Origin of the sequence: Caballeronia catudaia, from assembly GCF_001544755.2 — a bacterium.
Taxonomy (GTDB): Bacteria; Pseudomonadota; Gammaproteobacteria; order Burkholderiales; family Burkholderiaceae; genus Caballeronia; species Caballeronia catudaia.
On record NZ_FCOF02000042.1, the window covers coordinates 1 to 26,626 of the forward strand.

General features: G+C 60.6%; 30 protein-coding genes and 1 pseudogene. 26 read left to right on the forward strand and 5 right to left on the reverse strand.

Annotated features, from left to right (window positions below):
• The 26 genes and pseudogenes from AWB75_RS29210 to AWB75_RS29335 all read left to right on the forward strand — a co-directional run.
• A pseudogene (locus AWB75_RS29210) lies at positions 1-336 on the forward strand (AAA family ATPase); the annotation flags it as partial.
• Between the two features lie 42 nt (positions 337-378).
• Positions 379-570: a hypothetical protein gene (locus AWB75_RS29215; RefSeq protein WP_061127505.1), complete on the forward strand. Its 192-nt coding sequence runs from the start codon at positions 379-381 to the stop codon at positions 568-570.
• Positions 571-788: 218 nt separating this feature from the next.
• Entirely contained in the window at positions 789-1,163 is a 375-nt protein-coding gene (locus AWB75_RS37800; RefSeq protein WP_159462818.1) for a hypothetical protein, read from the forward strand.
• Positions 1,164-1,647: 484 nt separating this feature from the next.
• Positions 1,648-1,893, forward strand: a complete 246-nt coding sequence (locus AWB75_RS29225; protein WP_143746524.1) for a hypothetical protein — start codon at positions 1,648-1,650, stop codon at positions 1,891-1,893.
• 174 nt (positions 1,894-2,067) lie between these two features.
• Entirely contained in the window at positions 2,068-2,703 is a 636-nt protein-coding gene (locus AWB75_RS29230) for an outer membrane lipoprotein (RefSeq protein WP_327220055.1), read from the forward strand.
• 101 nt (positions 2,704-2,804) lie between these two features.
• The gene (locus AWB75_RS29235; protein ID WP_200823051.1) at positions 2,805-3,203 is read left to right on the forward strand and encodes a hypothetical protein; all 399 of its coding nucleotides are present in this window, start codon (positions 2,805-2,807) and stop codon (positions 3,201-3,203) included.
• Positions 3,200-3,664: a hypothetical protein gene (locus AWB75_RS29240; RefSeq protein WP_061127509.1), complete on the forward strand. Its 465-nt coding sequence runs from the start codon at positions 3,200-3,202 to the stop codon at positions 3,662-3,664. Before AWB75_RS29235 ends, AWB75_RS29240 begins: the two co-directional genes overlap by 4 nt.
• A 229-nt stretch (positions 3,665-3,893) precedes the next feature.
• A complete protein-coding gene (locus AWB75_RS29245; protein ID WP_143746525.1) occupies positions 3,894-4,340 on the forward strand; it encodes a hypothetical protein in 447 nt (148 codons plus the stop codon).
• Positions 4,341-4,441: 101 nt separating this feature from the next.
• Entirely contained in the window at positions 4,442-5,965 is a 1,524-nt protein-coding gene (locus AWB75_RS29250) for a hypothetical protein (protein WP_061127511.1), read from the forward strand.
• Between the two features lie 140 nt (positions 5,966-6,105).
• A complete protein-coding gene (locus tag AWB75_RS29255; RefSeq protein ID WP_143746526.1) occupies positions 6,106-6,459 on the forward strand; it encodes a hypothetical protein in 354 nt (117 codons plus the stop codon).
• A gap of 251 nt (positions 6,460-6,710) precedes the next feature.
• Positions 6,711-7,736: an ATP-binding protein gene (locus AWB75_RS29260; protein ID WP_061127513.1), complete on the forward strand. Its 1,026-nt coding sequence runs from the start codon at positions 6,711-6,713 to the stop codon at positions 7,734-7,736.
• 132 nt (positions 7,737-7,868) lie between these two features.
• Positions 7,869-8,783, forward strand: a complete 915-nt coding sequence (locus AWB75_RS29265) for a hypothetical protein (protein ID WP_061127514.1) — start codon at positions 7,869-7,871, stop codon at positions 8,781-8,783.
• Positions 8,784-8,792: 9 nt separating this feature from the next.
• Entirely contained in the window at positions 8,793-10,100 is a 1,308-nt protein-coding gene (locus AWB75_RS29270; RefSeq protein ID WP_061127515.1) for a vWA domain-containing protein, read from the forward strand.
• Positions 10,101-10,844: 744 nt separating this feature from the next.
• Complete coding sequence (locus AWB75_RS29275) at positions 10,845-11,894, forward strand: CpaF family protein (RefSeq protein WP_061127516.1); 1,050 nt, start codon at positions 10,845-10,847, stop codon at positions 11,892-11,894.
• 13 nt (positions 11,895-11,907) lie between these two features.
• The gene (locus AWB75_RS29280; protein ID WP_061127517.1) at positions 11,908-12,261 is read left to right on the forward strand and encodes a TrbC/VirB2 family protein; all 354 of its coding nucleotides are present in this window, start codon (positions 11,908-11,910) and stop codon (positions 12,259-12,261) included.
• Between the two features lie 46 nt (positions 12,262-12,307).
• Positions 12,308-12,571: a conjugal transfer protein gene (locus AWB75_RS29285; protein WP_061127553.1), complete on the forward strand. Its 264-nt coding sequence runs from the start codon at positions 12,308-12,310 to the stop codon at positions 12,569-12,571.
• Positions 12,565-15,027: a VirB4 family type IV secretion system protein gene (locus tag AWB75_RS29290; protein ID WP_061127518.1), complete on the forward strand. Its 2,463-nt coding sequence runs from the start codon at positions 12,565-12,567 to the stop codon at positions 15,025-15,027. Before AWB75_RS29285 ends, AWB75_RS29290 begins: the two co-directional genes overlap by 7 nt.
• 57 nt (positions 15,028-15,084) lie before the next feature.
• A complete protein-coding gene (locus AWB75_RS29295) occupies positions 15,085-15,852 on the forward strand; it encodes a hypothetical protein (RefSeq protein ID WP_061127554.1) in 768 nt (255 codons plus the stop codon).
• A complete protein-coding gene (locus AWB75_RS29300; protein ID WP_061127519.1) occupies positions 15,849-16,886 on the forward strand; it encodes a type IV secretion system protein in 1,038 nt (345 codons plus the stop codon). The genes AWB75_RS29295 and AWB75_RS29300 overlap by 4 nt, the downstream gene beginning before the upstream one ends.
• The gene (locus tag AWB75_RS29305) at positions 16,886-18,256 is read left to right on the forward strand and encodes a TraI domain-containing protein (protein ID WP_061127520.1); all 1,371 of its coding nucleotides are present in this window, start codon (positions 16,886-16,888) and stop codon (positions 18,254-18,256) included. The genes AWB75_RS29300 and AWB75_RS29305 overlap by 1 nt, the downstream gene beginning before the upstream one ends.
• Complete coding sequence (gene traD, locus AWB75_RS29310; RefSeq protein ID WP_087086977.1) at positions 18,250-20,124, forward strand: conjugative transfer system coupling protein TraD; 1,875 nt, start codon at positions 18,250-18,252, stop codon at positions 20,122-20,124. Before AWB75_RS29305 ends, traD begins: the two co-directional genes overlap by 7 nt.
• 11 nt (positions 20,125-20,135) lie before the next feature.
• Positions 20,136-20,654: a hypothetical protein gene (locus AWB75_RS29315; RefSeq protein WP_061127522.1), complete on the forward strand. Its 519-nt coding sequence runs from the start codon at positions 20,136-20,138 to the stop codon at positions 20,652-20,654.
• Positions 20,611-20,865 carry a hypothetical protein gene (locus AWB75_RS29320; RefSeq protein WP_087086979.1) on the forward strand — a complete coding sequence of 85 codons (255 nt, stop codon included), beginning with the start codon at positions 20,611-20,613 and terminating at the stop codon, positions 20,863-20,865. The genes AWB75_RS29315 and AWB75_RS29320 overlap by 44 nt, the downstream gene beginning before the upstream one ends.
• Positions 20,858-21,472, forward strand: a complete 615-nt coding sequence (locus tag AWB75_RS29325) for a DUF4400 domain-containing protein (RefSeq protein ID WP_061127523.1) — start codon at positions 20,858-20,860, stop codon at positions 21,470-21,472. The genes AWB75_RS29320 and AWB75_RS29325 overlap by 8 nt, the downstream gene beginning before the upstream one ends.
• A 303-nt stretch (positions 21,473-21,775) precedes the next feature.
• Positions 21,776-22,612: a hypothetical protein gene (locus AWB75_RS29330; protein ID WP_061127524.1), complete on the forward strand. Its 837-nt coding sequence runs from the start codon at positions 21,776-21,778 to the stop codon at positions 22,610-22,612.
• 20 nt (positions 22,613-22,632) lie between these two features.
• Positions 22,633-24,354 carry an ATP-dependent helicase gene (locus tag AWB75_RS29335; protein ID WP_061127525.1) on the forward strand — a complete coding sequence of 574 codons (1,722 nt, stop codon included), beginning with the start codon at positions 22,633-22,635 and terminating at the stop codon, positions 24,352-24,354.
• A gap of 45 nt (positions 24,355-24,399) precedes the next feature.
• On the opposite strand, the gene AWB75_RS29340 is transcribed toward AWB75_RS29335, so the two are convergent.
• From AWB75_RS29340 to AWB75_RS37360, 5 genes are all read right to left on the reverse strand, one after another.
• Positions 24,400-24,657, reverse strand: coding sequence for a hypothetical protein (locus tag AWB75_RS29340; protein WP_327220056.1), 258 nt, complete (start codon positions 24,655-24,657; stop codon positions 24,400-24,402).
• Positions 24,658-24,742: 85 nt separating this feature from the next.
• Positions 24,743-24,922, reverse strand: coding sequence for a CsbD family protein (locus AWB75_RS29345; RefSeq protein ID WP_061127526.1), 180 nt, complete (start codon positions 24,920-24,922; stop codon positions 24,743-24,745).
• A gap of 462 nt (positions 24,923-25,384) precedes the next feature.
• Positions 25,385-25,600 (reverse strand): hypothetical protein, encoded by a 216-nt coding sequence (locus AWB75_RS29350; protein ID WP_061127527.1) that lies wholly within the window; start codon positions 25,598-25,600, stop codon positions 25,385-25,387.
• 25 nt (positions 25,601-25,625) lie between these two features.
• Positions 25,626-26,078, reverse strand: coding sequence for a bactofilin family protein (locus tag AWB75_RS29355; RefSeq protein WP_061127528.1), 453 nt, complete (start codon positions 26,076-26,078; stop codon positions 25,626-25,628).
• A gap of 8 nt (positions 26,079-26,086) precedes the next feature.
• Complete coding sequence (locus tag AWB75_RS37360; RefSeq protein WP_143746527.1) at positions 26,087-26,602, reverse strand: hypothetical protein; 516 nt, start codon at positions 26,600-26,602, stop codon at positions 26,087-26,089.
• Between the last annotated feature and the right edge of the window lie 24 nt (positions 26,603-26,626).

A 26,626-nucleotide genomic window follows, 5' to 3' on the forward strand; every position in this document is an offset into this window, starting at 1 on the left:
ATCACCGTGTGGCTGGTCGGTCATCCGCCGCTGGCCAGCATGCTCGAACGCACACCTTACGCCGCGCTCTACAGCCGCGTCCAGGCGCGCGTGCAATTGCAGCCTGTGATCGAGCGCGAACGCTTTGCACAACTCATCACACACGCGCTTAAGGCCGCCGGCTGTACCCATACGCTGCTGTCCGATTCCGGGCTCGAACTGCTGCGTCAGGCCTCGCGCGGACTACCCCGGCAGGCCGGGCGCATCTTGCGTATTGCCATGCAGCTCGCAGTCCCCCGCGGACTCAACCATCTCCCCGACGAGCTGTTGCAGCAGGCCATCGAGGAAATGCGTTAAACGCGATCTCTAATCCGTCATTCTTCAATCGCGAGATACACCATGTTCATCTTTACCCGAAACACGACGCCCTGCCGTCCCGAGCTCACCGATGAAGCGGCCTACCTCATCCGGCTCATGCTCGCCGACCTCTACCACTGGTTCGACTGGGAATACGGCAAGCAGGCACGCCGCTATCGTCCGCCCGACGGCGTTCCGCCGCTCGACGAGGATCCACTGGACGATCCGTTCTGACCTTCGGCCCCGGCGTTCATCGCGCCGGGGCCGTTTCACATGGGCGGCCGTATGCGCGACACTTCCCCGTCTGGCTGCCCGTTCCGTCGCGCACTGCTCAAGACACCATTCTTCCCGTCTGGCGCGCGACGAACTTCATCGTCTCACCTCGAATAGCACGCGACGCCGAACCTATTCCAGCGCGCGCCATAACACCATTCGACGCGACCGAGATCGGAATGCACGAGAATCCTCGGACCAGTGTGGCCAATCGCATCGAGGTGACGCGCCACGGCCAGCGCACAAGCGACGCTGTCTTTGCCTCCACTCACCCCAATCGCGACGACCGCATCTGCTGCCAGCAGCGCGGCGATCTCGGGCGTGACGGCGAAATCTCGCGCGGGAGCACCGATGTGTTGATGATTGATGCGCGGCGCGCGCAACGAGGACAGGTCGATGGCTTGGAGCATGGCGAAGAGGAATCGAAGAGGATGATTCATCTTCGCAGTTGCAGCGCGAAGTCAAGGCGGCGAAGGCAGGCAGGTAAGCGCGAGCACAGACAAAAAAGAAAGACCCCTGTGGATCGCTCCGAAGGGTTTTGGTACCACACCTAACTCACTCCGACGAATCATTTCGAATTACCCGATGGGCGCAAAGGACCAATGAGAGCGAGTTTGCCCTCGCTTTTCGGCAGTTGGGATGAGCCGCCGATCATTAGAATAAAATCTTGCTTAAGTTCGTCACGGCCCTCGGATACAAAACGAACTTTAAGCGCCGCTTCCGCAAGGATCCGGCGCTTTTTTTGCTGTTGCGGAGCCTGATCGCGTCATTGCCGCTCGACCGAAGACGATGAATGAGAAGAGGCATAGCGAAATCGCGAGCTTTCCTTCATTCGGCGCCACGCTGGATCAGTAGACTAACGTCATTCCCCGCGCTTCTTGCGCATCGACCTACCCCTCCAGCGTGCTGGAGGTCCATTCTTCTCTCCAGCCGTTTTTGACGGCTATCTTCTGGCGACCACCTGTTGGTCGCCTTTTTTCGTCCCGTTGGGAGCCAATCCCAATGGGAGACGGCTCCCTTTTTTTCTAGGAGCTGTCTATGTCTCGCAATCTCGCACCTATCGTCAAAGTTTCCAGCAACAGCGGTTTCATGGCGAATCAGCGTGTGATCGTTACGGACGTCGAGGCTAGTCCGCCGCAACGCTACACCGGTCGAATCAATTCGGTGTGGAGCGACGGTACGGCGGTCGTGACCTGGGACTATCCGCTCAATCATCAAGCCGAGCGGCATCTCGTGAGCAGCGGTCACGTCAGACTGCATCACCTTAACCGCACCACCTCGTAGGTCCCCTTAGATGACGCGTCCAGTGCAGTTTGCTGGACGCCGGTTCGTTGTTTCCGATGCTTGGAGCTTCCCTTCACGGGCGGCTCCCTCCCTGATTCAGGAGTCGCTCATGTTCCCGATACTCAAACATGCTTTCAGCAGTCTCGCCTGGTACGCCAAACAGGACGCTGAAGCTTGGAAGATGCTGTCGTTTCTCGTCGGCGTGGTGTTCCTCTCGGCTGCGATCGCCTCGCTTACGCACTGACGCGCGCCGCTTCGCATTTCTCGTTGTTCGTTCTCTTTCTTCCCTATGGGGCAAACCAGCCCCTCGGGGACGGATGGCCCCGCTTTCATTTGTTGAGGCAATCCATGTTCAAATTTCTCTTCGCCGTCGTCCTCCTTTCGGCTCTGACCGGCTGCGCCACTGCTGATTTCGGTTCGCCGAACACGTATCAGCGCTATGACGTGCAGCACATCGGTCAGTACGAGCAGGCAACCATCCTGCGCGTTCGTCCGATCACGATCGAGAACCCGTCCGATACATCGGGCATCACTTCGATCGTGAGCGCGGCAGCGGGCGCGTTTCTCGGCTCGCAGGTCATCGGTAATGGTCGCGGCCGATATATCGCCGGCGCGCTGTCCGGCTCGGCCTCCGGGCTGATCGCGCAGCGTGTCAGTTCGGTGATGTCGAGGCACAGCGGTGTCGAAGTCTTCCTTCGCCGCGCTAACGGGCAAACCGTGGTCGTGACGCAGGTCGACGATCAGCAGTACGCGCCGGGTCAGCAAGTCTTTCTCGTCTCCAGCGGGTCCGGCTACCGGATCACCCACTGATCTCTTCGTCCAACATCCTTCAGTGCGCGGTGTGAACCGCGCAAATCCCTTGCGGGGCAGGCTCCCCGCAAGGGACCTGCCTCGTCTTATCCGAGGCAATCATGAAACTTCCCCGAGTGTTTTACGCGGACCGCTGTAGCGCCAATTCAGGCGCGAAGGCGGCCCTTGAGCGTCATGCAACGCGCGTTCTTCGACGTGTCGCGCATGACTTGCGGCTCGCCGGCAGTTCGCACGAAATCGTCAACGATTCACGCCGTGGAAGTTCTGCGGTTCGGGTGTCGCTTCGTACCGAAACGCTTTTTGTCGATGTGGTCGAGCGGCGCTGTGGCTCGGGCGTCGCGCTGTGTTTTAGAACTCGGCGTGGCCGTTCCGACCTCACCGGTGGCGGAGAGAACCACGTCTCCCTGCTGCAGCTTGAAACCAGAGGCGGCTATCAGGCAATGCTTGATGGGCTGCGTCTCGCTGGCGGAATCGACTTGAAGTGCGGAGGTCGTCGATGAAACTGGCGAAGGTGAGAATCGAGTACAGCTCCGGCACGACGATCATCGACCGAGTCACCCTCGATCCAGCGACTGGGCAAGTTCATCTGGCGCCGCGCATGCACGGGCTGTTGAGCAAGATGGAGGAGTCCGAATGCTCGCCGGCGTTCAGCCTGGAGTACAAGGGTTACGTCTTGCCTGTGTCTCTCAAGACTGATGGCGCCTACGTGGTCTCGGTGCCGCCCGATTTAAGGCCGGGGCTGCGAAATAGGCTTTATGCGATCGCTAATCCGTCGAAGGATCAGCGGCAGCAGAACGGCCGGTACCTTCACACGCTATCGGCAGCATCGATCGGCGGTGCGGTGGGTTACGCGCACTCCTCGTCCTCATGGGATTGGGCGACTGCCGTTGGGACTGCTGCTCTCGTCGGTCTTGGAGTAATATTGTGGTATGCAGGATTCTTACATATGAAAGGAGAATGACGTGGGCGCAACGATTTTCACGCTGGTGCTCGGGCTCTCCATCGCTGCCTTCTTCATGTGGACAAACCATAACGGACAGAAGCGCGATCGCGAACGCGATTGGGGCAATTGATTCAACGCAGCGCAAGCTGAGTCACAACACGTAAGCCGCACCCTCCGGGGTGCGGTTTTTTTTCGTCCATCGTTTTCGCGCGCCTACGGGCGCGTTTTGCATTTCAGGAGCCCCACGATGCCTCAACCGATCACCGCTGCACTGCCGATGGGCGTCAGCGCCACCGGCGCGGTCGATGTCAAAGCGGTCGCACGACTGGACACCGAAGGCAAAACGGTGAGTCAGGTTTTCTCAGACCTGAGCCGTGCCTTGTACAAAACGGAGCTCGAGCCGGAGTGGCTGTGCCCGGCCAACATGCTCGACGACGCCAATGAAGCCGTTTACGGCGCTCGTCACAGCAGATTGTGGCCGGAATCGTTCGCGTACGACCGGATCTCCGTGTCCGTCTGCACGGGCAATTCGGAAGGGTGGATCATCCACGTCGACTGGATTAGCCGCCGACCGCCCGTTGACGCGATTGAGCGGACCTACGCAGTTATGCCGTTGCTGCGCGCGAAGGTCTTCTCGAGCGACCACGCGTGGACGCTCGCGCGCGTGATTGCGCGATTGCTCGACGCCGCGTAACGCCGTTCTCTCTTTCCTCGCGCCGGTAGGCGCCACCCACCCTTGCCGGGCATCGACCCGACGGGGATCGATCGCCCGGCTTTTCATTGAGGCAATCGATCATGTATCAGCTTTCCTTCGCAGGATTTTCCCAGTCCTTCCGCACGATGCTCGAAGTGTTGAGCTTCTTCCGGAGCAACACGCTTACCGCCGGCCTCGATGCGGCCGACATATCGCTCGCTTTCTTCGGCCATCCCGTTCCGGTCGCTCGTTTCAACGGCACATTGACCGTGCGCAGACCGGGCACTGCGACCAGCGTCTTCCTGTCGCTGATCGACGAAATCGATGGGGCGTACTTCAGACCCGCCTTCGCCGCATTGGAGCCGTGGCAAATCCGCCGCGAACACTGGCAGCTGCTTTATCTCGCCTTTGATTTGGCTCGGGAGCCGCTGTATCTGTTTTCATCTGATCAGCTGGCGCAAGCCAACGAGGAGGCGGGTAAGTATCGTCGTCGCGGGCTGGATCTTTTCGAGCACCTGCAGCTTGAATCCGAACGCCGTTTCGGATTTCGCTACGCGGGTCCGGTCGTCGAGGACGGAGGCGGTCAGCGCAACGGTCGGCATGAAGTCCATGTCGCCTATGCGCTCGCCGCAGGAAAGCCGGTTCCGCAGGCGGTCATCGATGACTACACCTCGTTGTCGAAGTTCGACTCAGACCTGCAATGGGCAAAGCCGCTGCTTGTTGTACCTGAACTGCGTGGTGCGCTGCCGCTTCCCAAGCTCGCGGCGCTCGCGTCTGTGATGCGTCATTCGAAGCAGGCGATCACCTCACAGAACGCCGCGTTGCTGGTCATGCTCATGGGTCCGGCCCGAAACGAGCCGACCACGGTGGAGATCGACGATCTGTTGCACGCAAAGGGCGTGCTTGATCCGCACCCGTTGCCGGAGGCGTATCTAAAGCCGGTCGACGTCGGACAGCCGTCATGCAAGTTCGCGGAAGTGCTCAGGCGGACATTGGCTGATCAAGCGCGTGACAAGCGGTTGAGCGAGCTCGAGCAGGCGCGGGCAACGGGCACGAAGAGCAAGCGCGATCTCGAACTGGGCAAGCAATTGGCAATTCTCGATCACGGCAGGTCCACGCACACGTTCGGCAACGATCTCGCGAAAGCGATTCAGGAAGGCGACATGTCGTATCTGCTGAGTGTGCTTGATCGACCTGACGACGCGAACCGCGGGACGAAACTGGCTGTGCGGGAAGTGTTCGGAATGAAGCTCATCGGCGTTCGCGCCGCGGCGCGGCGTCGGGCGATCTTCGAGTTGGCTGGCATGGATTCGGCGCAGCAGGCGGAGTGGGAGGCGCTGTCCGTGTCGCAGCGCGAGGCGCGGCGCGTTGCGCGTGAAGTTGCACGTGCCCGCGAGATGGCGCTGATGTCGCGTGTTCGTACAGAGGAGGGTGCTGTCTTGACCGCAGCCGATTGGGTCGATCGCACGATCGCTGAAGGCTTTTCGCAGATCGTGAGCGTCCGCCAGGGCGCAAGCGTGCGGTACGCGCTCGCCGACCCTGTGCGTCGCCTGCAGGTATCGCTTCGTGCGACTGACGGCACGCTAGCCTATGCGCGAGCGTCGCTCGAGCAGCGCGCAAGCTGAGGCGCCTTCCGGCAACCTCTGTCGTGATGGCGCCATCCGGCGCAATCAGCCCTTGTCGGAGCTTGATCCGACAGGGGCTGGTCAGTAGGTTCATCTCATCAACCTCCGCACAACGTGGACAAATCCACCGAAGGTAAATCATGAAACAACCGGAAATGCCGCCGCAAGAGGACGACGCGGCTGTCGTGCTCAGGTCGCGTAAGCGGCTACAAAGAATCGCCGATGACAAACGTGTGAGCGAGGCGGTCTACGACTGGCTCAAGATGTGCAATCTGGACGTGCATAAAGATGGCTCGGAAGCGCTGGTCGGCGTCCTGTCGGCCATCGTCAGCCGTGCCCGCTCGGGGCTGGATCAACCGACCGACGCAGAAGTGCGGGCCGATATCGAGGCCAGCGTTCGATTTGCGTTCGAGCACAACGCATGCCCCAGGACGACGCGTATCTTGCGTGTCGTCGATTTGGAGACGCTTCCTCTCGGACACGGCAGGAGCTAATCAGACAATCTTTAACCAACCCGGCATCCGTTCCGGGTTTTTTTCGCCATCAAGACGGGCGCGGTCGGATAAGGCACCCCAAAAAAGCGATCATTTCGCCGTTGCCAGCGCGGCCAGCTCCCTACACTGCTCTCATCACCCGCGTCTTTGACGCATCGACCTTGCCGGCACCAGCCGGCATTTCGCTTATCGCCCCACAGGGACCACGTCCCTACGGGCGTAGTCTTGATGGGGCTTCCCTGGAAGCCATCATGAAAGTCACGCCCGCTCAACTCACTGAACTTCTCTCGCTGTACGTGCCGAAGCGCCTGCCGGTGCTGATCACTGGGCGCCCCGGTATCGGCAAGAGCGACATCGTTGAACAGACCGCGCAAGCGACTGATCACGAACTGCTCATCAGCCATCCGGTCGTCGAGGATCCGACCGACTCGAAAGGGTTGCCGTTTCCCTCGGCCGACGGCGCAACCGCGAAGTTCCTGCCCTTCGGGGATCTGGAACGCGCGATGACCGCCAGACGCCCGCTCATCTGGTTTCTGGATGACCTCGGGCAGGCCTCGCCCGCCGTGCAAGCCGCCAAGATGCAACTGCTGCTCGCGCGGCGTGTGGGCGAGCACGTGCTCCCGCCGCAGGTGACCTTCCTCGCGGCCACCAACCGCCGGACGGACAACGCCGGTGTGTCGGGCATCCTCGATCCGGTGATTTCCCGGTTCGCCACGGTGGTCGAACTGGAACCATCGATCGAAGGCTGGACGCAGTGGGCCGTGCGCGAAAACATCCCGCCCGCGCTCATCGCGTTCCTCCGCTTCCGTCCGGACTTGCTGTCCGTGCAGAAAACGTCGCGCGATATCGAGAACACACCGAGTCCGCGTAGCTGGGGGTTCGTGGCGAAAACCATGGATGTAGTCCCCAAGCACCTCGAGCTGATCTCCTACGCCGGATCGGTGGGCGAGGGCGCGGCGACCGAACTCCTCGGCTTCCTCCAAATCTTCCGCGAACTGCCGCAACCGGACGCGATTCTCCTCGCACCCGACACGGCCATGATCCCGACGATGCCGGCGGCGCTGTATGCGACCGCAACCGCACTCGCGGCGCGCGCGACCGAGGCGAACTTCGATCGCGTCGTGCGCTACGCCGAGCGACTGGCAGCCGACGGGCATCGCGAGTTTGTGGCGCTGCTAATGCTCGATGCAGTCGAGCGCTCCCCGCAGATCCAGAACTCGTACGCGTTCATCGCGGCGCAAGGCGGTGAGATCGGCAAGATCATCCGCGGCGAGTAATACGCTCCTCAGCTTCACTCTCTATCTCAGCTTCACGTCTTTCAGCGTCACCTCTCGGCCCTGTCGTGTCTTCGGACGCGCAGGGCCTTTTCATTTGCTTCATCCATTCCCATTTCTATACAGAGTTTTCTCATGGACATCACTTCCCTCCAATCGAAGGTCATGCTCTGCTCGGTCACGATTTCCGCCTGGGTCGCCCGCCGTTTCGATGGCAAGGTCACGGAGGAGGTCGAGAACAAGCACCACACGAAGGGCATCGGCAGATTCAACAAGCGCCTGTTGCCCGAGCACGCGCCGAGTTTCGCTGAAGTTGTCACGCTCGCCGGTCGCATCCGCTCGTACTTCTATGACCACACCCTGAAGTACGACCAGTTGGGCGTGCGTCTGTTGCCGACGATGGTCTACATGGATTTCGCCGAAAAAATGCGCTCGTTGAAAGACGAGTTCGACTTGGCGGTCTCCGTGTTCCTGACCGACTATCTAGACCTGAAGGAGGCCGCTCGCGAGGAACTGAACGGGCTATTCAACGAGGCGGACTATCCAACTCTCGCTGAGCTGTCGACCAAGTTCGGCGTCAAGATGGCGGTACTGCCGTTTCCTGACGCCAGCCAGTTCGGTGTCGAATTGCCGGCGAACGTGCTGACGACGCTCAAGAGCGAGCTCGACCAGCACGTTCTGGCGTCGATCGCGACCGCGAACGACGATCTGGTGCGCCGTCTCTACGAAGCCGTTTCGCAGATGGCCAACCGCCTGTACGCGACGGGCAACGTCCGACTGGACGTCGCCAACAACGTGCGGGAACTCTGCGCGCTGCTGCCGAAGCTCAACTTCTCGAATGACCCGCAACTGACGCACATCCTCGAGCAGGCCAAGTCGCATTTGGCCGTGCACACGGGCGCGGAGTTGAAGGATTCGAGCGTACTGCGCTCTCAGGTGGCCAGCAAGGCACAGGAGATCGAGGGGTTGATGGCCGCGTTCATGGGCATGCAGCCGGAGCCGATGGAAGTCGAATCGGCGCACGCGGGCCAACTGCGCCTCGTCGCGTAAGGGGGCGTCATGGACCGCAATACGATAGTGTTGGGGGCCATGTCGGGCAGTTGCGCGGTTCATCCGCGCATTGCCCGGCAGCGCACCGAGCTCGTTCTGTCGCAACCGTTCTTCGGGGCGCTCGCGCTGCTACTGACTGTTCGCGAAGATCCCACGGCCAAGACGTTCTGGGTGGATGGCGAGACGATGGGCTACAACCCTGACTTTCTCGATTCGCTCAGCGACCTGGAAGTGCGCGGCATCGTCGCCCACGAGGTCCTGCATGTGGCCAATGGTCATTGCTGGCGCCAGGGCGCGCGCGATCCGGATCGGTGGAACGACGCCTGTGACTACGCGATCAATCCGATCGTGCTGTCCGCGGGCATGGTTTTGCCGAAGGGTGTGCTGATCGATCCGCGCTATACGGGGAAGTCGGCTGAGGAGATCTACGGGTTGCTCACGCAGGAGGCCAAGCAGAAGCAACAGCCTCAGCCGCCGCAATCTCAGCCTAAATCACAACCGCAGCCGGATCCACAAGGCCAGCAGCAGCCGAGTCCGCCCAATCAACCGTCGCAGTCAAACGGGAAGCAGGGCGGACCACAGGCTCCGCAGCCGGGTCAGCAAACTCGCCCGGATCAGCAGCCCTCGAATCCGGGGTCCTTTGGCGAAGTTCGGCCGTACAAGGGTCCGGACCAGCCGGTGAAGGAAGCGGAGTGGAAGGTCGCCGTCACGCAAGCCGCGAAAGCGGCCGCGATGCGCGGCAAGCTGCCCGGGGATTTGCAGGCAATGGCCGGTGAAGCAGTGCGGCCGCTCGTCGACTGGCGTGCGGTGCTGCATCGCTTCGCGCAGCAGAGCTCGCCGTCCGACTACAGCTTCGCCATGCCGAATCGCCGGTATCTGCATCTCGGGTTCTATCTGCCGGCGTTGCACACGCCAACGATCGGCGACGCGGTCTTCGTGCGCGATTCCAGCGGCTCGGTATTCGACGAGACGCAGGCGCAGTTCGATGCGGAAATCCTCTTGGTTTTCCACTCGTTGAAGCCGGCGCGGCTCATCGTGATGGATTGCGATACGCGCGTGACGCAGGTGCAGGTCTTCGAGCGCGGCGACTCACCGGAGATCAAGCCGGTGCGCGGTGGTGGCGGAACGGCGTTCGTCGAGCCGTTCAATCGCATCGTGCAAGACGGCATGAATCCGGCGTTTCTCGTCTATCTGACGGATATGGATGGGCGGTTTCCGGCCGTCGCACCGCATTACCCGGTGCTGTGGGCATCGACCACACCGCTCGCGCGCGCTCGGAAGGCGCCGTTCGGCGAAACAGTGGAGGTGATTTGCTAAACCAGTGCAGTCGATCTGGACATTACTGAAAAAACCCCGCAGAGTCTGCGGGGTTTTTTTGTTTCTCGAATCCTCTTTCGGCCTCGTATTCGCATTCAGTCATTCGGTCAATGGATTGAGTAACGTCGCGAGGCGCCGCAGCTCTTTGTCGATCCCGCGACGAACGACAGGGAGATAACGCCATCGTGAGATGTGTTCGTGGGGTTCGATCCACCATTGAAGAACACCGCTGTCGCGAAAGTTCGCCTTCAACCACCAACAAATCCGCAGCTCACCACTTGCATCCCGCTTCCAGTGCCCGATGCACACGATGTGCAAATTTCTCTGACGACTCGAAAATGACGAACGGGTTTGACCGATGCAAGTGCCCCTGGCACGACCATAGTGTTTTTACTCCATCTTTCGCGTTCAACACTGTGCAGACAGGTTGTATCCCAATCTCAATCATGGTTTCCCTACACGCCCGCTAGTCGGATCAGTCTAAAGACTCTATGTCTAGCAAAGATTGACCCGCTGCTTGCCGAGAAAGCTACATCTTTTTCAGCGTCTTTCCCCGCTGACAGCGCTACCCAGGTAGCTCTCCTTGCTCTCGATAGCGTGGCAAGCTTCCCTCGCGCAGTCTCGTAGACCAGTGCATCGGCGTCGCTCATCAAAAGCCGCACAATTTGACGCCTCTTTCAGCACCCGCGGGAGCGTTGCAACGCGAACAATACTCGACATGTTAGATCGCCCACAGAGCATCGCATGTCAGACACCGCCGACAACCATCTGTTGAAGTTGCGCCCGCTCGAAGCGGAAGCGGTGCGCATGTTCTTCCGGGCGCTTGCGCCGCTGCGCGAGTTGCTCGACGCGCCCGACCTCGCGGAAATCATGATCAACGATTACCGCAACGTATGGGTCGAGCGGCGCGGTGTGATGACGCGCGAGAACATCGATCTGCGGCCTGAGCACCTCGAAGGCGCGATCTATTCGCTCGCCTCGTCGGTCGAGAAATCGGCGAAGGCGGGGAGCGACAAAGGGATCATCAACGCGGGTCACCAGAATCTCCGTATTGCGGCCGTCATGAGTCCGACATCGATTGACGGGCACGCGCTCAGTATCCGGAAGCACCGCGAATCCAAGCTCGCGCTCACCGACTACGTGAGCATGGGCGCATTCGCCGCATCCAACGCCCGACCGGAATTCGCCGAAGCGATCCACTTTGAGGAAGACATCGAGAACGAGGCGCTGATGCGCGCGGTCGTCGCGCTCGTGCAGTCGCGCAAAAACGTCCTGGTCGCCGGCGGCACGTCGGCCGGCAAGACGACGTTCCTCAACGCGCTCATCGAACAGATTCCTGCGGACCAGCGTGTCATCTCGATCGAGGACACGATGGAACTGAAGCTGCACGTCGCGAACCGCGTGCGGCTGCTCTCCAACGCAGACACGAACGTGACGACCCAATTGCTCGTCGCGCTCTGCCTGCGCTTCCGTCCCGACCGGATCATCGTCGGCGAAGTGCGCGGCGGTGAGGCGTACGACCTCCTGCAGGCGCTCAACACGGGCCACGACGGCGGACTGGCCTCGATCCACGCCAACAACGGGCGCACCGCGCTCAGCCGCCTCGAATCGCTCGCCATGCTCGGCATCCCCAACGGCTCGCGCTGGGAGCTCGAGGACATGCGTAAAAACATCGCCGATTGCTTCAACTACGTCGTGCATTTCAAGCGCACCGGCGAAATGCGGCACGTCTCCGAGATCCTCGAAATCCGGGGCTTCAAAGATAACGATTACGACCTACAACGCGTTTTTTAACGGGAGCATCAAAATGAAGGGAATGAAAGTTCTAATCCACGCCACAACGGTCGCCCGCCGCCTGCGCCCGGGCAAACCGATGCTCGTCGGCGCGCTGCTGAGTGTCGTGTCGATGGCGGCGATGGCCGCCGGCGACTATTCGTCGCTCACGGGACTGACCGACATCATCTGCACGATCAGCAACCTCATCAGCGGCCCGTACCTGTACGGGATCGGCATTGTGCTCATCACCATCGGCGGCGTCGCGGTGGCCAACTCGGAAAGCAACATCGCCAAGACGTTCTCGGTGGTGCTGGTGGGCCTCGGCATCGCCTCGGTGGCCGTGCCGATCATGCGCGATCACTTCCATATGTCTGTTGCCTGCTGATATGCGCCAACACAAGGTGAGTCGAGGGCTGTCACTGCCGCGCCAGATGGGCGGGGCGGATCGTGGACTGGCGATCTTCAACGGCACGTTGACAGCGCTGCTCTGCTACACGAGCTGGAGCCCGGCGTTCCTCGTCGTTGGGGTAATCATGCATGTCTTCCTGCGATGGAAAAGCTCGACCGACCCTTGGTGGCGAATCGTGATGCTGGTCTATAACCGCTATCCGGACGTCTATGAGCCGGGGCCGAGCGAGAAATTCAGCGCGCGTTTCAAGCGCCCGTACGGTTTCGATCAGGATCTACCATGCTGAAGATGACGTTCACGAAGCGCGGGGTGCAGGAAATCGCGCCGTGGGCGACGTTGGTTACGCCCGAACTGGTACTCAATAAGGACGGGTCGCTGCTGACCGTGTTCGAATTCGACGGCGTCGACGCCGACTCCCCGAATCCGGGCAATATCACGGCCGCGCGCGACAACCTGGACCACGCCTGCCGCAACTTCGATCACCGGGTAACCGCGTGGTGGCGCATGTCACACCGGCGCGTGAAGGGCGGGATCGACGGGGTGTTCTCGTCGGCCGCCGCCGCGCGGATCGACGCCATCAATCAGGCGAACATCGGCAGTGGCAAGTATTTCAAGAATTCGCATTCGCTCGCGCTCGCGTTTACGCCCGAGACTGGCATTTCTCGGGTGTTCGACAAGATCAGCTACCACATGACCGTGGGCGGGAAGAATCTGTTCGTCGCGATGTTCGAGGCGGCGAGAGACACGATTTTCGCGCGCAGCGCGTTCGCGTTCGATCTGACGAAGATCCAGAACGAGATCAAGCGCTTTGAATCCGTCATCGATGGCTTCACGGGTGGCGTCACGCGCCTGAACATGAAGCGGCTGCAACTGCAGAACATCCTGTCGTTCCTGCATCAGAGAGCGAATCCCTCGAGTCCGAAACGCCGGGTGCGCTATCCAGTCACGATGCTCGACACGCATCTGACGGAGACTGAAGTGACGATTGGCGCGACCGAACTGATGTTCGAGTCCGCGCACGGCAAGGTGTACGCGCGCATCATCGGCGTGAAAGAGTGGATGGGCTTTCAGGAAGCGGCGCTCGACGTGCTCGCGCAGGTCGACGCGGAGCTGGACGTCTGCGTGATGTTCCGATTTCTCGACACGTCACGCGCGAGCAGCTACATCAAGAAGATTCGGGGTTTCTACAAGGTGGCGGCGTTCAATCCGGTCGCCATCCTGAAGCAGTGGGCAACGAAGGAAGAGCAGAAAAACGACGAGGGGCGCGAGCTGCTCGCCAAAGAGGCGGGCGATGCGCTCGCCAAGCTCGATGCTGAAGGCCAGCAGTACGGCTTCGCAAACATTTCTGTGGTGGTGTACGGCAACACGCCCGAGGAGTGCGAGGACGCGACCCGCCAGGTTGTCGGCGTCATCGGCAACGCGGGCTTCGGCGTCATTCAGGAAAAGACAAACCTGTTCGCGTCGTGGAGCGCGACCTTGCCGGGCCGCTGGGACCAGCAGAAGCGCCTGCAATTTGTTGAGACGCCCGCGATCTCGGACATTGCGCCGCTGTGCAGTGTCGGCGAAGGCAAGAAGGTCAACGACTGGCTGACCGAGCAATCCGGCGCAAAAACCGGCCCGCTCACTTGCCTGCCGACCCGCCATCGGACCCTCCAGTATTTCGACCTCCATCATCCGGGCGGCAAGGCCCATCTACTCGTCGTGGGCCCGATCGGCGGTGGTAAGTCGATTTTCCTGAACTACTTGATGGAGCAGACGGAGCGTCACGGCGCGCGCCGCATCCGCTTTGACAAGGATCGTTCGACGCGCATTCCAACGCTGCTCGCCGGCGGACGATTCATCGACGCCACGGGCCGTTTCGAGGCGGCAACGTCGGTGAATCCGCTCTCGTTGATCGGCGACGAGAAGCACTGGCCGTACGTGGCGGACTGGGTGCAACTGGTCATTGAGGGCGAGGATTACACCTGTACACCGCAGCAAGAAACGGAGATCTTCGAGCGCATCCGCACGCTCGCGGTGGGCTACCCGTCCGAGACGTGGCGGTTGTCGGGGCTGATCACACTGCTGTCGTCCGACCTTCGCGATCGCCTGTTCGTGTGGACGGAAGGGCAGAAGAACGGCCGTTTCTTCGACCATGTCGAGGACGGCTTCGCGATCTCGGACAACCTCTCGATCGAGATGGGCGACCTGTTTCAGAACTATCCCGTTGCCGCGGCGCTGTTCATGGACTACGCGTTCTATCGCATCGCGCAGATTCTGGACGGCAAGCGCTACACCGTGATCGAGATCGAGGAGGCGGGGTTCTTCTTCACGTACCCGAAGTTCTACGCGCGTCTGGAAATCTGGGCCGTCACGATCCGAAAGCTTAACGCTGCCTTGCTCATGGCGACACAGTCGCTTGGACAGCTCGCACGGGTGCCGAATTTCGAGATTCTCAAAGAGAACATCCCGAACATCATCTACCTGCCCAACAGCGACGCGATCAACAACCAGTCGCTCTATCACGACATTTTCGGCCTCACGGCGCATCAGATCCGCATGATTTCGGACGCGGTGCCCAATCGTGACTATCTGTGGGTGACGGCCACGCAGACACGCATGCTGCAAGCCCAGTTCCCGAAGGAAGCGCTGGCCTACCTGCGCTCGGACGGACGCGCTCAAGCGCTACTCGACAAGCACGTGAAGTCTGGAAGTGCCCAGTGGCAGCAGGACTACGTGCGCGACGTGCTTGCCAACGCTTAGCGCGCAATCCGAGGCTCAATCCAACGCTCAATCGAAGGCTCAACGGAGTTAATGGCCATGATCAAAAAAATTCTTCGCTGCATCGTCGCGACCGGCGTCCTGACGATCGGATTCGTGCAACACGCCGATGCAAACATGCCTGTGTTCGATGCGTCGAACTTCATTCAGAACACGATGACCGCGGCCGCCGCCGTCAAAGGTGAGGCTTATCAGGATAGCAACCTGATTTACCAGTACCAGATGATGTTGAACCAGCTTAAGCAGGCGACCAATCTTGACCCCGCCGCGATGCTGGCTCAGTTCAAGAGCATCACCAGCGATATCACGGATCTGTCGAAATACACCAGTGCCCTCAACGATCTGTATGGTGGCCTGCAGAGCAATGCGGAGTATGCGAGCAAGGTTCAGGCGCTTATCACGCAATCGGGCAAGACGCCCGAACAGTGGTTCACTGACCAAAACACGCTGCTGCAGAACAACGACAAGACGGCCAAGCAACTTTTCCAGCAGGGCAACGACGTCATTTCGCACGTCGGGGCGCTCGCTAAGCGCCGACAGGAAATTCAGGACAAGCTGAATATGTCGCCGACGATGGAGGCGACCGCGCAGTTGACCACACACATGCTGGACATCATCTCAAGCCAGAACGGCGATCTCATCTCGATGATGGCGGCCAAGCAACGCAGTGACGCGGTCAAGGACTCGGCCACAGTTGTTCAGCAGGAAGCCAATAACAACGCGAAAGCCGCCTTGAAGGCGCAGCAGGATCGTGAACGGGCGGCATTCGATGCGCAAATCGGCTCGTCGAGGACCCTGGGGCAATGATGAAAGGTCTCGTCATGACGATCCTTCGCGCCTTTTGCCTGATGCTCGTGATCTCTTGGGGCGCCGTCGGCTCGTCCACCGTCGCGTTAGCACAAGCGGCAAGCCCGACGACGGCTTCGGACGCGGCCGCTGCCGCAGCAGGAACGGCGGCCGCGACGGCGCTGCAAAGCAAACCCGGGGAATTCGCGAGTGGTGCGACGCGGGCCGCGGCGCAGATTCACGCATTGCTGGGCGATCTCATGCCGACCGCGATCGCGACAAGCGCGGGGGTGATGACCGAGGCGAACAAATTCGCGTGGGGCTTGGGCATCATCTCGCTCGTCCTCGTCGGGGTGCGTTTCGCGGGAACCCATCATCCAGTGTCAGCCTGGGTCAATCTCTTTGAAGAAGTCGCAATCCTGGGCATCTTCGTAGCCCTCTATCTCGGCTATACAACCACGGCTAATGGCTTCTGGACCTGGTTCGAGCAACTGGCGGGCAATATCAGCGGGGGTGAGAACGGCACCACGGGTGCGGCGATGGCGAAGCTAGCCGGCACCATTTTTGAGGCGGTGAAAGCCAAGTTTAGTCTGGCTGATTTGCTGGATCTTGGCGGCTCGGCGGCGGACATTATCGTTCTCTTGCTGGCCGCCTTCTTCATGTGCGTGGCCTCGATCGTGTTTGTGTACTTCTCGGCGGTGGGTCAAATCCAAGCGGCTGTTGGCATCGTGCTCGGACCGATCGCGCTCGCGCTCGGATTCTCGTCTTACACGCGAAACTATTTTGTGAAATGGCTGGACTGGATGATCAGTGCCGGCATGTATGTCGTCATCGTGGCGATACTGATCAAACTGGTCGGCAACTCGATCACGAACGCTGTGACGGCCGCGACGAACGTCGGCGGGAATACGACGGTGAACGGCGCCTATGTTTTCGATCTCTCGATTTTCGTCCTTCTGCTGTCGTTCGAGATTCCCAAACTGGCGACGATCTTCGGCGGCGGTGCAACTGCGACCGGCACCGGATCACTCAGGCTTCTCAAGGGAATGCTGTGATGGGCGGGCTGCATGAACCGATTCCCGTAGAAGCGCTCTTCACGACGCACCAGAAGCGCATCGAACTGGTACGGCAATGTGCCAACGAGAGTACTGAGTCGGAATTTGGCAGGAAGTGGGTGTCGGTGCTTCGCCGATGTGCGAACTGGTTCTCCTCGATGCCGCTCACGCCTGAGTTGCATTGCGAGCCGGGCGGTGCGTTTCGAGCGACCATCGAATCGACGTTCTACGCGATGCGTCTGGCCGGTGGCCAGAAGTTCGCGGCAGACCTGACTTCGGACAAGCGCAGGAAGCTCGAGCCGCAATATAACTACGCTGTGTTCCTTGCCGCAGCGTGTTCGATGCTCGACGAGCCGTTCCGCCACTTTGAGTTCATCCGCCAATCCGACCGCGCGAAATGGAATCCCGCCGCGCACGGGGCGTTCGGTGCTTGGATAGGTGCTGCGCAGTACGCCGTTGAGCGGCGCGTGGCGCCCCTGAAAAACGAACGGATGCGCACGGCGATGTTCGCGCAGACCGTCATCACGCCCGAGCTGCTCGAAGGGCTCGATACCGCAGTGCACTCCGACCTGTTCAACGCGATCAATCCCGAACGGAGTCCGCAGGGATTCGAGGCACTGGTGCACAAGGTTGTGCGGCAGGCCATGGATGTCTCGGTGAATTTTGAGCAAAAGGCGCAGCGCGCGGTGTTTGCGCCCGTGAAGTTCGATGTGCCGTCCGCCGTTCATGTCGCACTGGAACTGGAGCCGCAGATCGTCGCGAACGCGCCGCAAAGCGCGGCCGCTGGACCTCAGCCTTCCGCTGCGCCGGGGACAGCTGCTACTAATCAAACGGCGCCGAACGAGTCAACTGTTGCATCTTCGCCCGCCCCCGCTGCTGCACCTTCGGGTGGGCCGCAGTTTTCTCAGTCGTTGCTCGATGCGTTGGAGCGCAGCGACGCACAGGCCGTTGCAGCGGCCTCGACTGAGCCCGCTCCTCAAGCCCCGGTGGGAGCTGACGCGTCGGCCGGTGCTGCGCCGTCGCGTCCCGCGCCCATCGATCCCACAACCGCAGGTGCGCCCCCGCGCGCCACGTCGGCGAAGACCGGGCTGACAGATGAGGCGTTGAACGAGGTGTTGGGCCCGGGCTCCGCCATGTTGAAGGAGTTTTTCAAAGCGTTGGCTGGCGACGTGGCCTCCGGGAAAGCGAAGGTGGCGTGGGAAGAGAAGGGACTGGCGGTGCAAAAGCGCCTGGTGGGTGCGTACGGCATGACCAGCGATACGTTGGTCGAGCAACTCAGGAAACGCAGTCTGCTTGTTCGCGCGCACGGCAGTGACGTCTGCATTGTCGAGCGTGCAGGAAGGCTCATCTCGGAGCGGCCGACATCATGAAATACGTCAATCACTTCCGTCCGATCTACGAGTTCCGGCCGTTTCTCCTCTGGCCGGTCCTCATGGTGGGCATTCCCGCTTCGGGCATGCCGTACGGCTGGGCCTTCGCGCTCGTGGGCGCTGTGCTCTTGGCGATTCGGGGCTTTCAGGTGTGGAAGGCGCTGAGTTTTCGCATGGCGATTTCCACCAAGTGGCTCAGCAAGATCCACATCGACAAGCTGCTCGCGACCCAAAAGCTCATGAAGCAGCAAGCGGACTCCATGTACCTCGGCACCGGCTTTGAATGGACGCAGAAGCACACGCAGATTGCACACGAGATCCTCCGCATGCCCGTGACCGACATTCCATCGTTGCCCAAATGGCTGTCCAAAACAGAGGTTGGCCGGGACGTCGAGACGCGTATCGAGAATCTGTTTCGACCGGGAGACAGCGTCCGCGATCGCATGCCGCAGGGTTCGTCGTGGATCCACGGCATGGAGCCGAAGAAGGTACGGGTGCCGTTTCACTACAAGGCGATGGGCGGCCATACGCTGGTTGGCGGCACCACGGGCGCGGGCAAGACGCGGACCTATGAAGTCATCTCTACCCAGGTCATCCACAACCCGAGAGACGTGCTCATCATCGTCGACCCGAAGAACGACGACGAGTGGAAAAGGCGTGTCGAAAAAGAGTGCGCGCGCGCCGGCCGGAAGTTCCTGTACTTCAATCAGGCGAAGCCCAACGAGTCGATCCGCCTCAATCCGCTTGAAAACTGGTCGCAACCTTCCGAAATCCCCTCGCGAATCGCGCAGTTGATGGACGAGGGACCCTTTCGGGATTTCGCGTTCCTGTTCATCGACCGCGCGGTGAAGGGCGAACTGTACGTCGGCGACAAGCCAAACCTGCGTTCGATCCTGAAGTATGCGCAGTCGGGCATCGGTAATCTGCTGGAGCGCTGCCTGCGACGCTTCTTCGTTGAGAACGGCCTGCCGAACTGGGAAGAGTTGACCGTCGCAGCCACGGTCAAGGACGCCCAGCGGCGCAACGACGTGTCCCTCACGGACGGGATGGCGAAGCTTTACCTGGACAAGTTCGCCGCGTACGACAGGGGCCATGAGACGCTCGACGGTCTGATCGCCACGCACACGCACGATCGCGAGCATTACATGCGGATCATCGCGTCGGCGCTGCCGCTGCTGCAGATGTTGGCCACCGGTGAGACCGGTCTGATGCTGGCTCCAAAGGCCGATGACTTTGAGGACGAGCGCGAGATCTGGGACATCGACAAGATCATCAAGCAGAAGGCCGTGCTGTACATGGGGCTTGATTCGCTGTCGAACAACATCGTGCAGAAGGCGATCGCCTCGATGGCGCTGTCCGATGTCGCGGCCGTGTGCGGCGCGATCTACAACTTCTACGCGGAAAAGCCCGATGTCGTTCTGATCATCGACGAAATTGCAGAAGCGATCAACGAACAGGTGATTCAGATCCTCAACAAGGGGCGCGGGGCTGGGTTCAAGGCGTTCGTCGCCTTCCAGGCGCGGGCCGACCTCGAAGCGAAACTTGGAAACGCAGCGAAAATGCTGCAGGTATTAGGAAATTTGAACAATCAGGTGTGCTTAAGATTAGAAGATAGCGACACGGCCAAATGGTTCTCGGACAAGGTCGGCGAGACGGCGATCCGGGTAGTCAACATCTCGAACAGCACCAACACGACGACCGAGGCCCATGCGCTCGAATTCAGCGGCTCGCAGTCGCGCTCGATCCAACTCGAAAAGGTGCCGCTCATTCCTGTGAAGCTGCTTCACAGTCTACCGAATCTGCAGTACTTCATGCGCATCTCAGGCGGCGCCGTGTATCAGGGTCGTATTCCCATCATCGAAGGCTAACACTCAAGACTATGTCCGCTGCATACAAAAACATCATTCGCGATCACAAGCTGTCGCACAGGTTGATTCCGGTTTTCAACGTCGCACCGGAACTCGAGCTTGCCTGTTCGCGTGTGGCCGACTTCATCGGCGAGCGGTTTATGGGAGACAAGCGGCCGCTGGCTGCGGAGATGATCGAATCGGCGCTCGACGGCTTCAGGCGCGCGAAACGCGTGGGTCACCCCCACGTCGCTTTCATGCAGGGGTTGTTCGAGCCGGCCAAGCTGCTCTATGCACGCCGCTACGTCGCGCGGCGTGGCGAAAAGGTCGCTGTCTGGTGCCCCATGATCGAAGCGATCCCGGCTTTCGAGGAGCGCCACGCCAATCACGAATTCGAGATGGTCGACGAACGCTGCCCGGAGCACATTACTGAGCGCACTGCCGCTTTTCAGTTGGCCTCCCGTGTGTTGCAAGGCGAGGCCTTCCGCCGCTACTTTGAGGAATACGATGTCGCTCACCGTTACGATCATAGCGAAGCTGTCGGGAGCTGATCCCCACACGGCGCAACGCGCATGCGACATCGCCGGCGCATTCGATGGCGAGGTCAATGCGCCGATCCCCGAGGAATTCACATACGGTGCGGGCGCACGGTGCTACGCGTTCGCGACCATCGCGCAGACGCGGCCCGCGCTCTTTTGGGGCGGCCTTGTCGCAATCGTTGCGGTTCCGGTGCTCATGCTCGTGAAGGTGCTGCATGGCTAGCCGCTTCGGGTCGCACCTGAAAGTATGGTTCCTGCTGGTGCCGGTGCTCTCGATCGCCGTGATGCCCGCGATTCCTGAGCGAAGCCTGTTCGAGGTGCCGGAAGCCGAAACGAGTTCCTTGATCTCGTCGGTCGGGCAGGAGCGGGCTGATGAAGCCGTGCGCCATGCCAACGAGACATTCCGCCATGCGTTTGTCGACAGCGGCCTGTTGCATCGCACGCTCAACGCGTCCGGTAACGTGGGCGGCATTAACGACGGCGGATTTTCGACGTTCGCCCACACGTGGACGGAGAACTTCTGGCTGCTCGTGTACCGGATGCTGTTCCGCGCGATGGTCATGAAGATGTGGATCGTGGGTACGCTGCTATTCTCGCTCGGCATGTTCATCGACGGCACGGCGCGTCGCAAGATCAAGGCGTCAGCGGCCGGCTTCGTCAGTCCTTTGTCGTTCCATCTCGCGGGACACGGGCTGTTGCTCGTGAGCGGAACGCTGTTCGGCGTGCTCGTTGTGCCCTTGCCGGTACTTGCGGGCTATTGGGTCGTCGTGGCCGCGCTGCTAGGCGTGTTGCTCTGGAAGGCGGCAGAGTCGTTCCAGTCGTCACGGTGAAAGCAGATCGTAAGTTATCGGCTGAAAAGCTCGCAAAAAACTGCGTCTTTGTCCGGTGAGAGGGCTACCCAGGTAGCTCTCTTTTTTTCGCCCTCCCACCACGCATCAATCTCGTCCTGTCAACTGTTACAAGGTGACAGTTCCGACTCGTGGCTCGGCCCACGAAAGCCGCTTCAAATAACACCTGTTTTGACCGTCCGGGCCCGCCTGTCCTCGCAACAATTGTCACTATGGGCAGCGCGATTCGCTTGCCTATTTCCAAATGACGAACTCGGACCCGAAGGGTCTGGACAGGAGAGGCAGATGAGCACGGTGGTCGAAACCGAAAAGGACAATCAGGTCGCGCTGGCCGCGCTGGAACAAGGCACGACCGAAGCGCCGCTCAGGACGGACGGGGCCGACGACGGCGAGTTGGAGCGCGAACTCACCCAGATGGAGGTGGATGCGGACCGTCTGCAGAAGGAAGGTGTGATCTCCACCGACGACGCGAACATGAAGCGCGCCGAGGTAGCGAAGACTCGCAAGCTGTTCCGTGACCTGCCGGCCGCCGAGCGTATCGCGATCATCAAGCGCCGTCGCGAGATCGGCCGTCAGTTGCTGGATCGCCAGTTGCCGGGCGCGGCGGTCGTCACCGCGCGTGTGCGCCTGAACCATACGCGGCTCAAGCCGCTGTTCGAGCAATGGTGGCCGTACATCAACCGCATGAGCATCAACATGCAGCGTTTCGGCCGCTCGACCTTCGGCGAGAGCGACAAAGAAGTCGTCAATAGCGCGCTGGAAAAGCTCCTGGCAGGCATCGAGGGCTATGTCGATGAGCAGCTTCGAGTGGCCGAAGGATTCCGCCAGCAGAAAGAGACTGAGCTTCGTGCCAACAAGGAATTCGTGTTCGAGCCGACGATCCCGATGCCGGCAATGGATATCGAGGTCGAGGCTTACTCGCGTTTCTCGATGCGCGTGCTGAGCGCAATCATGAAATTCGACCGGGCGATGGATCACTTCGACTTCATGGTGTGGAACGGCATTCGTGACCAATCGGACGTCGATGATGAAGCGGTCAACTTCCTCAAGCGCTTCAATCCGCTGGGCATTCGCGGGTACATGACGCACCTGAAGCTGATGACGACGGTACGCGCCAGCTAAAGGACACGAAAGGAGGCAGGATGCTGGACGAACTCAATCCCCAGCAACGGGAAGTCGCCCAGTTGCGTCAGCATTGCGTGGCGATCGCCTGCCCGGGCGCGGGCAAGACCAAGACGATCGCCACCAAAGCAGCCTTGCTGCTGCAGGACAGCGCCGCGATGGTCGGCGCGGTGACCTTCTCCAAGAACGCCGCCATCGAACTGCGCGAGCGTATTCTCACGGCGGCCGGCGATGCCGTGAAGACGCGGCTGATCGCGGGCACCTTCCATTCCCTTGCGTTCAAGCAGCTTAAGCGTCCCGGCGCGCGGCCCCTCGATATCGCGTCCGACGGCGATCGGCTTGGTCTTCTCATCCGTGTGATGCAGGAGTTGGGCCGCGAGGGGAAGGCCGAAGACGTCATCCCAACCATCGAGAAGATCAAGACGAACTTCGGCCGGTGCGACCCCAACACTGGCGACGGCGAGCTGTACCACGCCTATCAGGACGCGCTCGCGCGCAACGGCAAGATCGACTTCCAGGACATGTTGCGCCTGGCCGTGGAAGGGATGGAAAACGGCACGATCCTGCCGTACCCGTTCACCTATCTGCTCGTCGACGAGTTTCAGGACACGGATCCATTGCAATACCGCTGGATCGAACTTCATGCGAAGGCAGGGTCGATCGTCACCGTCGTGGGCGACGATGATCAGAGTATCTACGCGTTTCGGGAAGCGCTCGGCTATCTCGGGATGGAGTCGTTCATCAAGGCGTTTGCCGCGAAGCCGGTCGTGCTCGGCAGCAACTATCGGTGCCGTTCAGAGATTCTGGCGGCGGCGGATCTGGTCATTCGTAACAACGTCGATCGGATCGCAAAGACGCTGCGTGCGGAGAAAGGTCCGGGCGGCAGCGTGCTGAGTTCGCGTCATCCTGACGAATACGAGGAGGCAGTCGCCGCCGTCGAGGTGCTCGGTCCGTTGCTCGCCAAGGGCCAGTCCTGCGCGATTCTTGCCCGCACAAACCGCATCCTCGACCCGCTGGAAGCCGTGTGCCGCTCGCACGGCATCAAGTACTACCGGGCCTCTGGCGCTTCGGTGCTCAGCCGCCCGGAAGGCGCGCTCATGTGCAATCTGCTCGAAATCGTCGAGCGCGTGAAGGATACAGGTCTCGACGCGGTGCTCGCTCACCTGGGCTTGACCGCGCAGCAGCTTCGGGCGCTACACGCAGACATGGGGGCGGAGCTCACCCAGAAGGGGCGTGCCGAGTTGGTTGCCCTCGGTCTGCCTGAGGAGGTCGCCACGAACTACCGCGAATTCATGAAGCGGCTCGCTGAGTGGCAAAGTCTGTGCGAGCGCAAGTTTCATTCGTTGACGCTTTCGGGCGTCGCTGAATGGATGATGAAGTATGCGAAGAGGGAGGCGGCGATTCGCGCAATTCAGGCCACCGATGACGTGCTGTCTCGTCTTTCCGGTACATTCGCCGAACGCCTTCTTTTACTACGGCAGACCAATAACGAGCCGACGCCCGGTGCGCTCATCCTCACGACAATGCATAGCTCAAAGGGGCTGGAATGGGATCACGTGTGGATCGCACGCTCCGAAGAGACTGTGGTGCCTGATCCGAAATCGACGGAGCCGGAAGAGCGGCGCTTGTTCTACGTGGCGATGACGCGTGCGCGCGAGTCGTTAATGATCTCCGGCACGAGCAAGAATTTCGAGTCGAAATTCGTCGGCGAAGCGAAAATCGCGGTCGCTCAGGCCGCTTAACCTGTTAGGCCACGTCCAAACAGCAGCAGACACGTCGCGGCGCGTTCATTCAGACACGCCGTTAAGCTGCTCAACGTCCGTCTCGATCCGAGCTCGCGCCTCTGAGATGGCGCTGTCGAGGTCGCCCGACGCAAGGGGAAAGACAATCCCGTTTCCCTTGAAGGAACCCTGGTGATGCACCCAGGGCTCATAGGCGAACGCGCCGAACGATAACTGCGTCACATTGAGCGTGACTTTGTAGGTGCGTTGCAGGCCTTGGCTGCGCCTGTGACTAAATTCGAGCACGTGAGGTTGGTACATCATCAGCCTCGTCGGGTGGAACGGTCACGGGGAGCGCCGTGCGTGGAGCGATTCGGCGCTCCCTTGAAGAAAAGCTCAAGCAAAGAGCTTACGGCTGGTTCTTCTTCACTTGTTCCTTGGCGTCGCCATACTGCTTGCGCGCTTCGCCTGCACCTTGTTGCACCTGGCCTTTGACCTGTTGCGTGGTGTCGCCGGTCATCTTGCCAACGCCTTCGTTGACCTTACCCTTCGCTTTTTCGAGCGTGCCCTTCACCTGGTCCTTGTTCATGGTCAGCCTCCGTCGTGTCCGTGGAGAATTCCACGCTTAGATTTGAGCAAACTCTGGACCCGTCTTGATTCCCAAAAAACAAAACGCCCGCGCGGTGGCGGGCTAAATCCATATCAGTGGAGACACGGAGGAGATCGGTTAAGTATAAACCCTAATCAAAATTAGACAAGCGGTTTTCCATGGTGCATCCTCTGATGTCGAAGTCTGGGGTTCCAGTGCGGCGTTGCGGGAGGCATCGCGTCCCGATTTAGGATCCGGCCCGTATCCAACATGCAGAAACACCGACCTTCGAACGCCGCCTCTTGAGACGCCGCCTCCCATGTTGTGGTGTGAAAGTCGAAGATCGGTTCGAGTGGGTGCACGTTCAGGCGCCTGCGAAAAAAAGCAGGGGGATCGAAAATGGCCTGATTGAATCGCTCGCGGCGATCGACCTATAAGAGATCAGCACTCTCCGTTTCCAAGTTAGTGGCCAACAAAGAACATGTACAGCGCGCCAATTCCTGCAAAACCTGAAATCGCGCTACCCGCAAGATTCGCTAATCGGCTGTCGATACGGCGCTTCAATTTCAGAAAAACAACGAGGTACGCGACAAGTGCCATCGTCAAGCTGGCGACGATCTTGATTCTACCTGTGACCACCACGAATACGAGCGGTGAGAAATCAACTGCTGCAGTCATCAACGGTTCCTTCGGTTGAGGAAAATCAGCCAATGGCTCGCGAGATGTCGGTCACGTTCGAGGCTTCACGCTCGACGGCCTTGGGCGCGGTCAGCGGGACGCCTGCGATCGGGCTCTGATCGTCGACCGGTTCGCTTTCGATGGTAAGCATGCGTGCGACGCGCTTGAGCGTGCCATCGAGCGAGGCGCGCGGACCAAGGCGGATCGTGCCGCTGTAGTAGATGTCGCCGGAAACTTGACCATTGATTTCGAGCGAGCCGCGCGCGTGTACGTCGCCATCCACCCGGCCATCGACGCGCACGTGCTCGCCCTGTGCGCTGCCCTGGACGAATCCGCCTTCGCCGATGTGCAAGAGACCCTGTGTCGAAATGATGCCGCCGTTGAGCAGGCCAAAGCAGGACACGCCGTGGTCGACCACGATCTCGCCGGTGATGGCGCAGCCCGGCGCGATAAGCGTGATGTTGAGTTCGGTTTTCATGTGAGTTCTCAGAACATTTGCACTTCGTTGGAACCGGCGCGGCTCGCCGGTGCGGGCTTCTTATTCGGGGCCGCCGGGGCGGTGTCGCTGTCGCTTGCCTGCTCGTCGCGCGGACGGACGGTGTGATGCCGATAGTTGTGCGCCCGGGTCGCTGGCGGTGACGACGTGCCGCGCTCGGCTGCTTGAGCCGGTACGGGCGCGACGGCAGCACTCGCGGATGACGTGGTCGCCGGTGCTGGCGGCGCCGGCAGCACGACCGGCACGACCGGCACGACCGGCTTCGATTCTGCCTGCACGATTTGCGGCTGGGGCGCGGCGACCGCACGTGCGGCTTGCGGCTCGCGATGCGAATGACGGATCGGCGAGACGGCTGCAAGATTCGTTTCGTTGGACGCGGTCGGCGTGGCTTTGGCGGCGCCTGCGTTGCCGGTATTCGTGGCCGACGTCGGGCCGAGCGAATTGCGAAACTGATCGGCTGTCAATCCGACGGTCGGCGCGTTGCCGAGGTCGCTCGCGCTCAGCATCGGTGCAACTGCGACCGACCGAGC

Bases quoted from the DNA above. Each gene is read 5' to 3' on its own strand.
- AWB75_RS29345 (WP_061127526.1), bottom strand. From the start codon at position 24,922: ATGAACAAGGACCAGGTGAAGGGCACGCTCGAAAAAGCGAAGGGTAAG.
- AWB75_RS37800 (WP_159462818.1), top strand. From the start codon at position 789: ATGCACGAGAATCCTCGGACCAGTGTGGCCAATCGCATCGAGGTGACG.
- AWB75_RS29240 (WP_061127509.1), top strand. From the start codon at position 3,200: ATGAAACTGGCGAAGGTGAGAATCGAGTACAGCTCCGGCACGACGATC.
- AWB75_RS29290 (WP_061127518.1), top strand. From the start codon at position 12,565: ATGCTGAAGATGACGTTCACGAAGCGCGGGGTGCAGGAAATCGCGCCG.
- AWB75_RS29355 (WP_061127528.1), bottom strand. From the start codon at position 26,078: ATGAAAACCGAACTCAACATCACGCTTATCGCGCCGGGCTGCGCCATC.
- AWB75_RS29300 (WP_061127519.1), top strand. From the start codon at position 15,849: ATGATGAAAGGTCTCGTCATGACGATCCTTCGCGCCTTTTGCCTGATG.
- AWB75_RS29295 (WP_061127554.1), top strand. From the start codon at position 15,085: ATGATCAAAAAAATTCTTCGCTGCATCGTCGCGACCGGCGTCCTGACG.
- AWB75_RS29225 (WP_143746524.1), top strand. From the start codon at position 1,648: ATGTCTCGCAATCTCGCACCTATCGTCAAAGTTTCCAGCAACAGCGGT.
- AWB75_RS29215 (WP_061127505.1), top strand. From the start codon at position 379: ATGTTCATCTTTACCCGAAACACGACGCCCTGCCGTCCCGAGCTCACC.
- AWB75_RS29250 (WP_061127511.1), top strand. From the start codon at position 4,442: ATGTATCAGCTTTCCTTCGCAGGATTTTCCCAGTCCTTCCGCACGATG.
- AWB75_RS29280 (WP_061127517.1), top strand. From the start codon at position 11,908: ATGAAGGGAATGAAAGTTCTAATCCACGCCACAACGGTCGCCCGCCGC.
- AWB75_RS29330 (WP_061127524.1), top strand. From the start codon at position 21,776: ATGAGCACGGTGGTCGAAACCGAAAAGGACAATCAGGTCGCGCTGGCC.
- AWB75_RS29260 (WP_061127513.1), top strand. From the start codon at position 6,711: ATGAAAGTCACGCCCGCTCAACTCACTGAACTTCTCTCGCTGTACGTG.
- AWB75_RS29340 (WP_327220056.1), bottom strand. From the start codon at position 24,657: ATGATGTACCAACCTCACGTGCTCGAATTTAGTCACAGGCGCAGCCAA.
- AWB75_RS29270 (WP_061127515.1), top strand. From the start codon at position 8,793: ATGGACCGCAATACGATAGTGTTGGGGGCCATGTCGGGCAGTTGCGCG.
- AWB75_RS37360 (WP_143746527.1), bottom strand. From the start codon at position 26,602: ATGCTGAGCGCGAGCGACCTCGGCAACGCGCCGACCGTCGGATTGACA.
- AWB75_RS29335 (WP_061127525.1), top strand. From the start codon at position 22,633: ATGCTGGACGAACTCAATCCCCAGCAACGGGAAGTCGCCCAGTTGCGT.
- AWB75_RS29320 (WP_087086979.1), top strand. From the start codon at position 20,611: ATGTCGCTCACCGTTACGATCATAGCGAAGCTGTCGGGAGCTGATCCC.
- AWB75_RS29285 (WP_061127553.1), top strand. From the start codon at position 12,308: ATGGGCGGGGCGGATCGTGGACTGGCGATCTTCAACGGCACGTTGACA.
- AWB75_RS29235 (WP_200823051.1), top strand. From the start codon at position 2,805: ATGAAACTTCCCCGAGTGTTTTACGCGGACCGCTGTAGCGCCAATTCA.
- AWB75_RS29350 (WP_061127527.1), bottom strand. From the start codon at position 25,600: ATGACTGCAGCAGTTGATTTCTCACCGCTCGTATTCGTGGTGGTCACA.
- AWB75_RS29245 (WP_143746525.1), top strand. From the start codon at position 3,894: ATGCCTCAACCGATCACCGCTGCACTGCCGATGGGCGTCAGCGCCACC.
- AWB75_RS29255 (WP_143746526.1), top strand. From the start codon at position 6,106: ATGAAACAACCGGAAATGCCGCCGCAAGAGGACGACGCGGCTGTCGTG.
- AWB75_RS29315 (WP_061127522.1), top strand. From the start codon at position 20,136: ATGTCCGCTGCATACAAAAACATCATTCGCGATCACAAGCTGTCGCAC.
- AWB75_RS29275 (WP_061127516.1), top strand. From the start codon at position 10,845: ATGTCAGACACCGCCGACAACCATCTGTTGAAGTTGCGCCCGCTCGAA.
- AWB75_RS29325 (WP_061127523.1), top strand. From the start codon at position 20,858: ATGGCTAGCCGCTTCGGGTCGCACCTGAAAGTATGGTTCCTGCTGGTG.
- AWB75_RS29305 (WP_061127520.1), top strand. From the start codon at position 16,886: ATGGGCGGGCTGCATGAACCGATTCCCGTAGAAGCGCTCTTCACGACG.
- AWB75_RS29265 (WP_061127514.1), top strand. From the start codon at position 7,869: ATGGACATCACTTCCCTCCAATCGAAGGTCATGCTCTGCTCGGTCACG.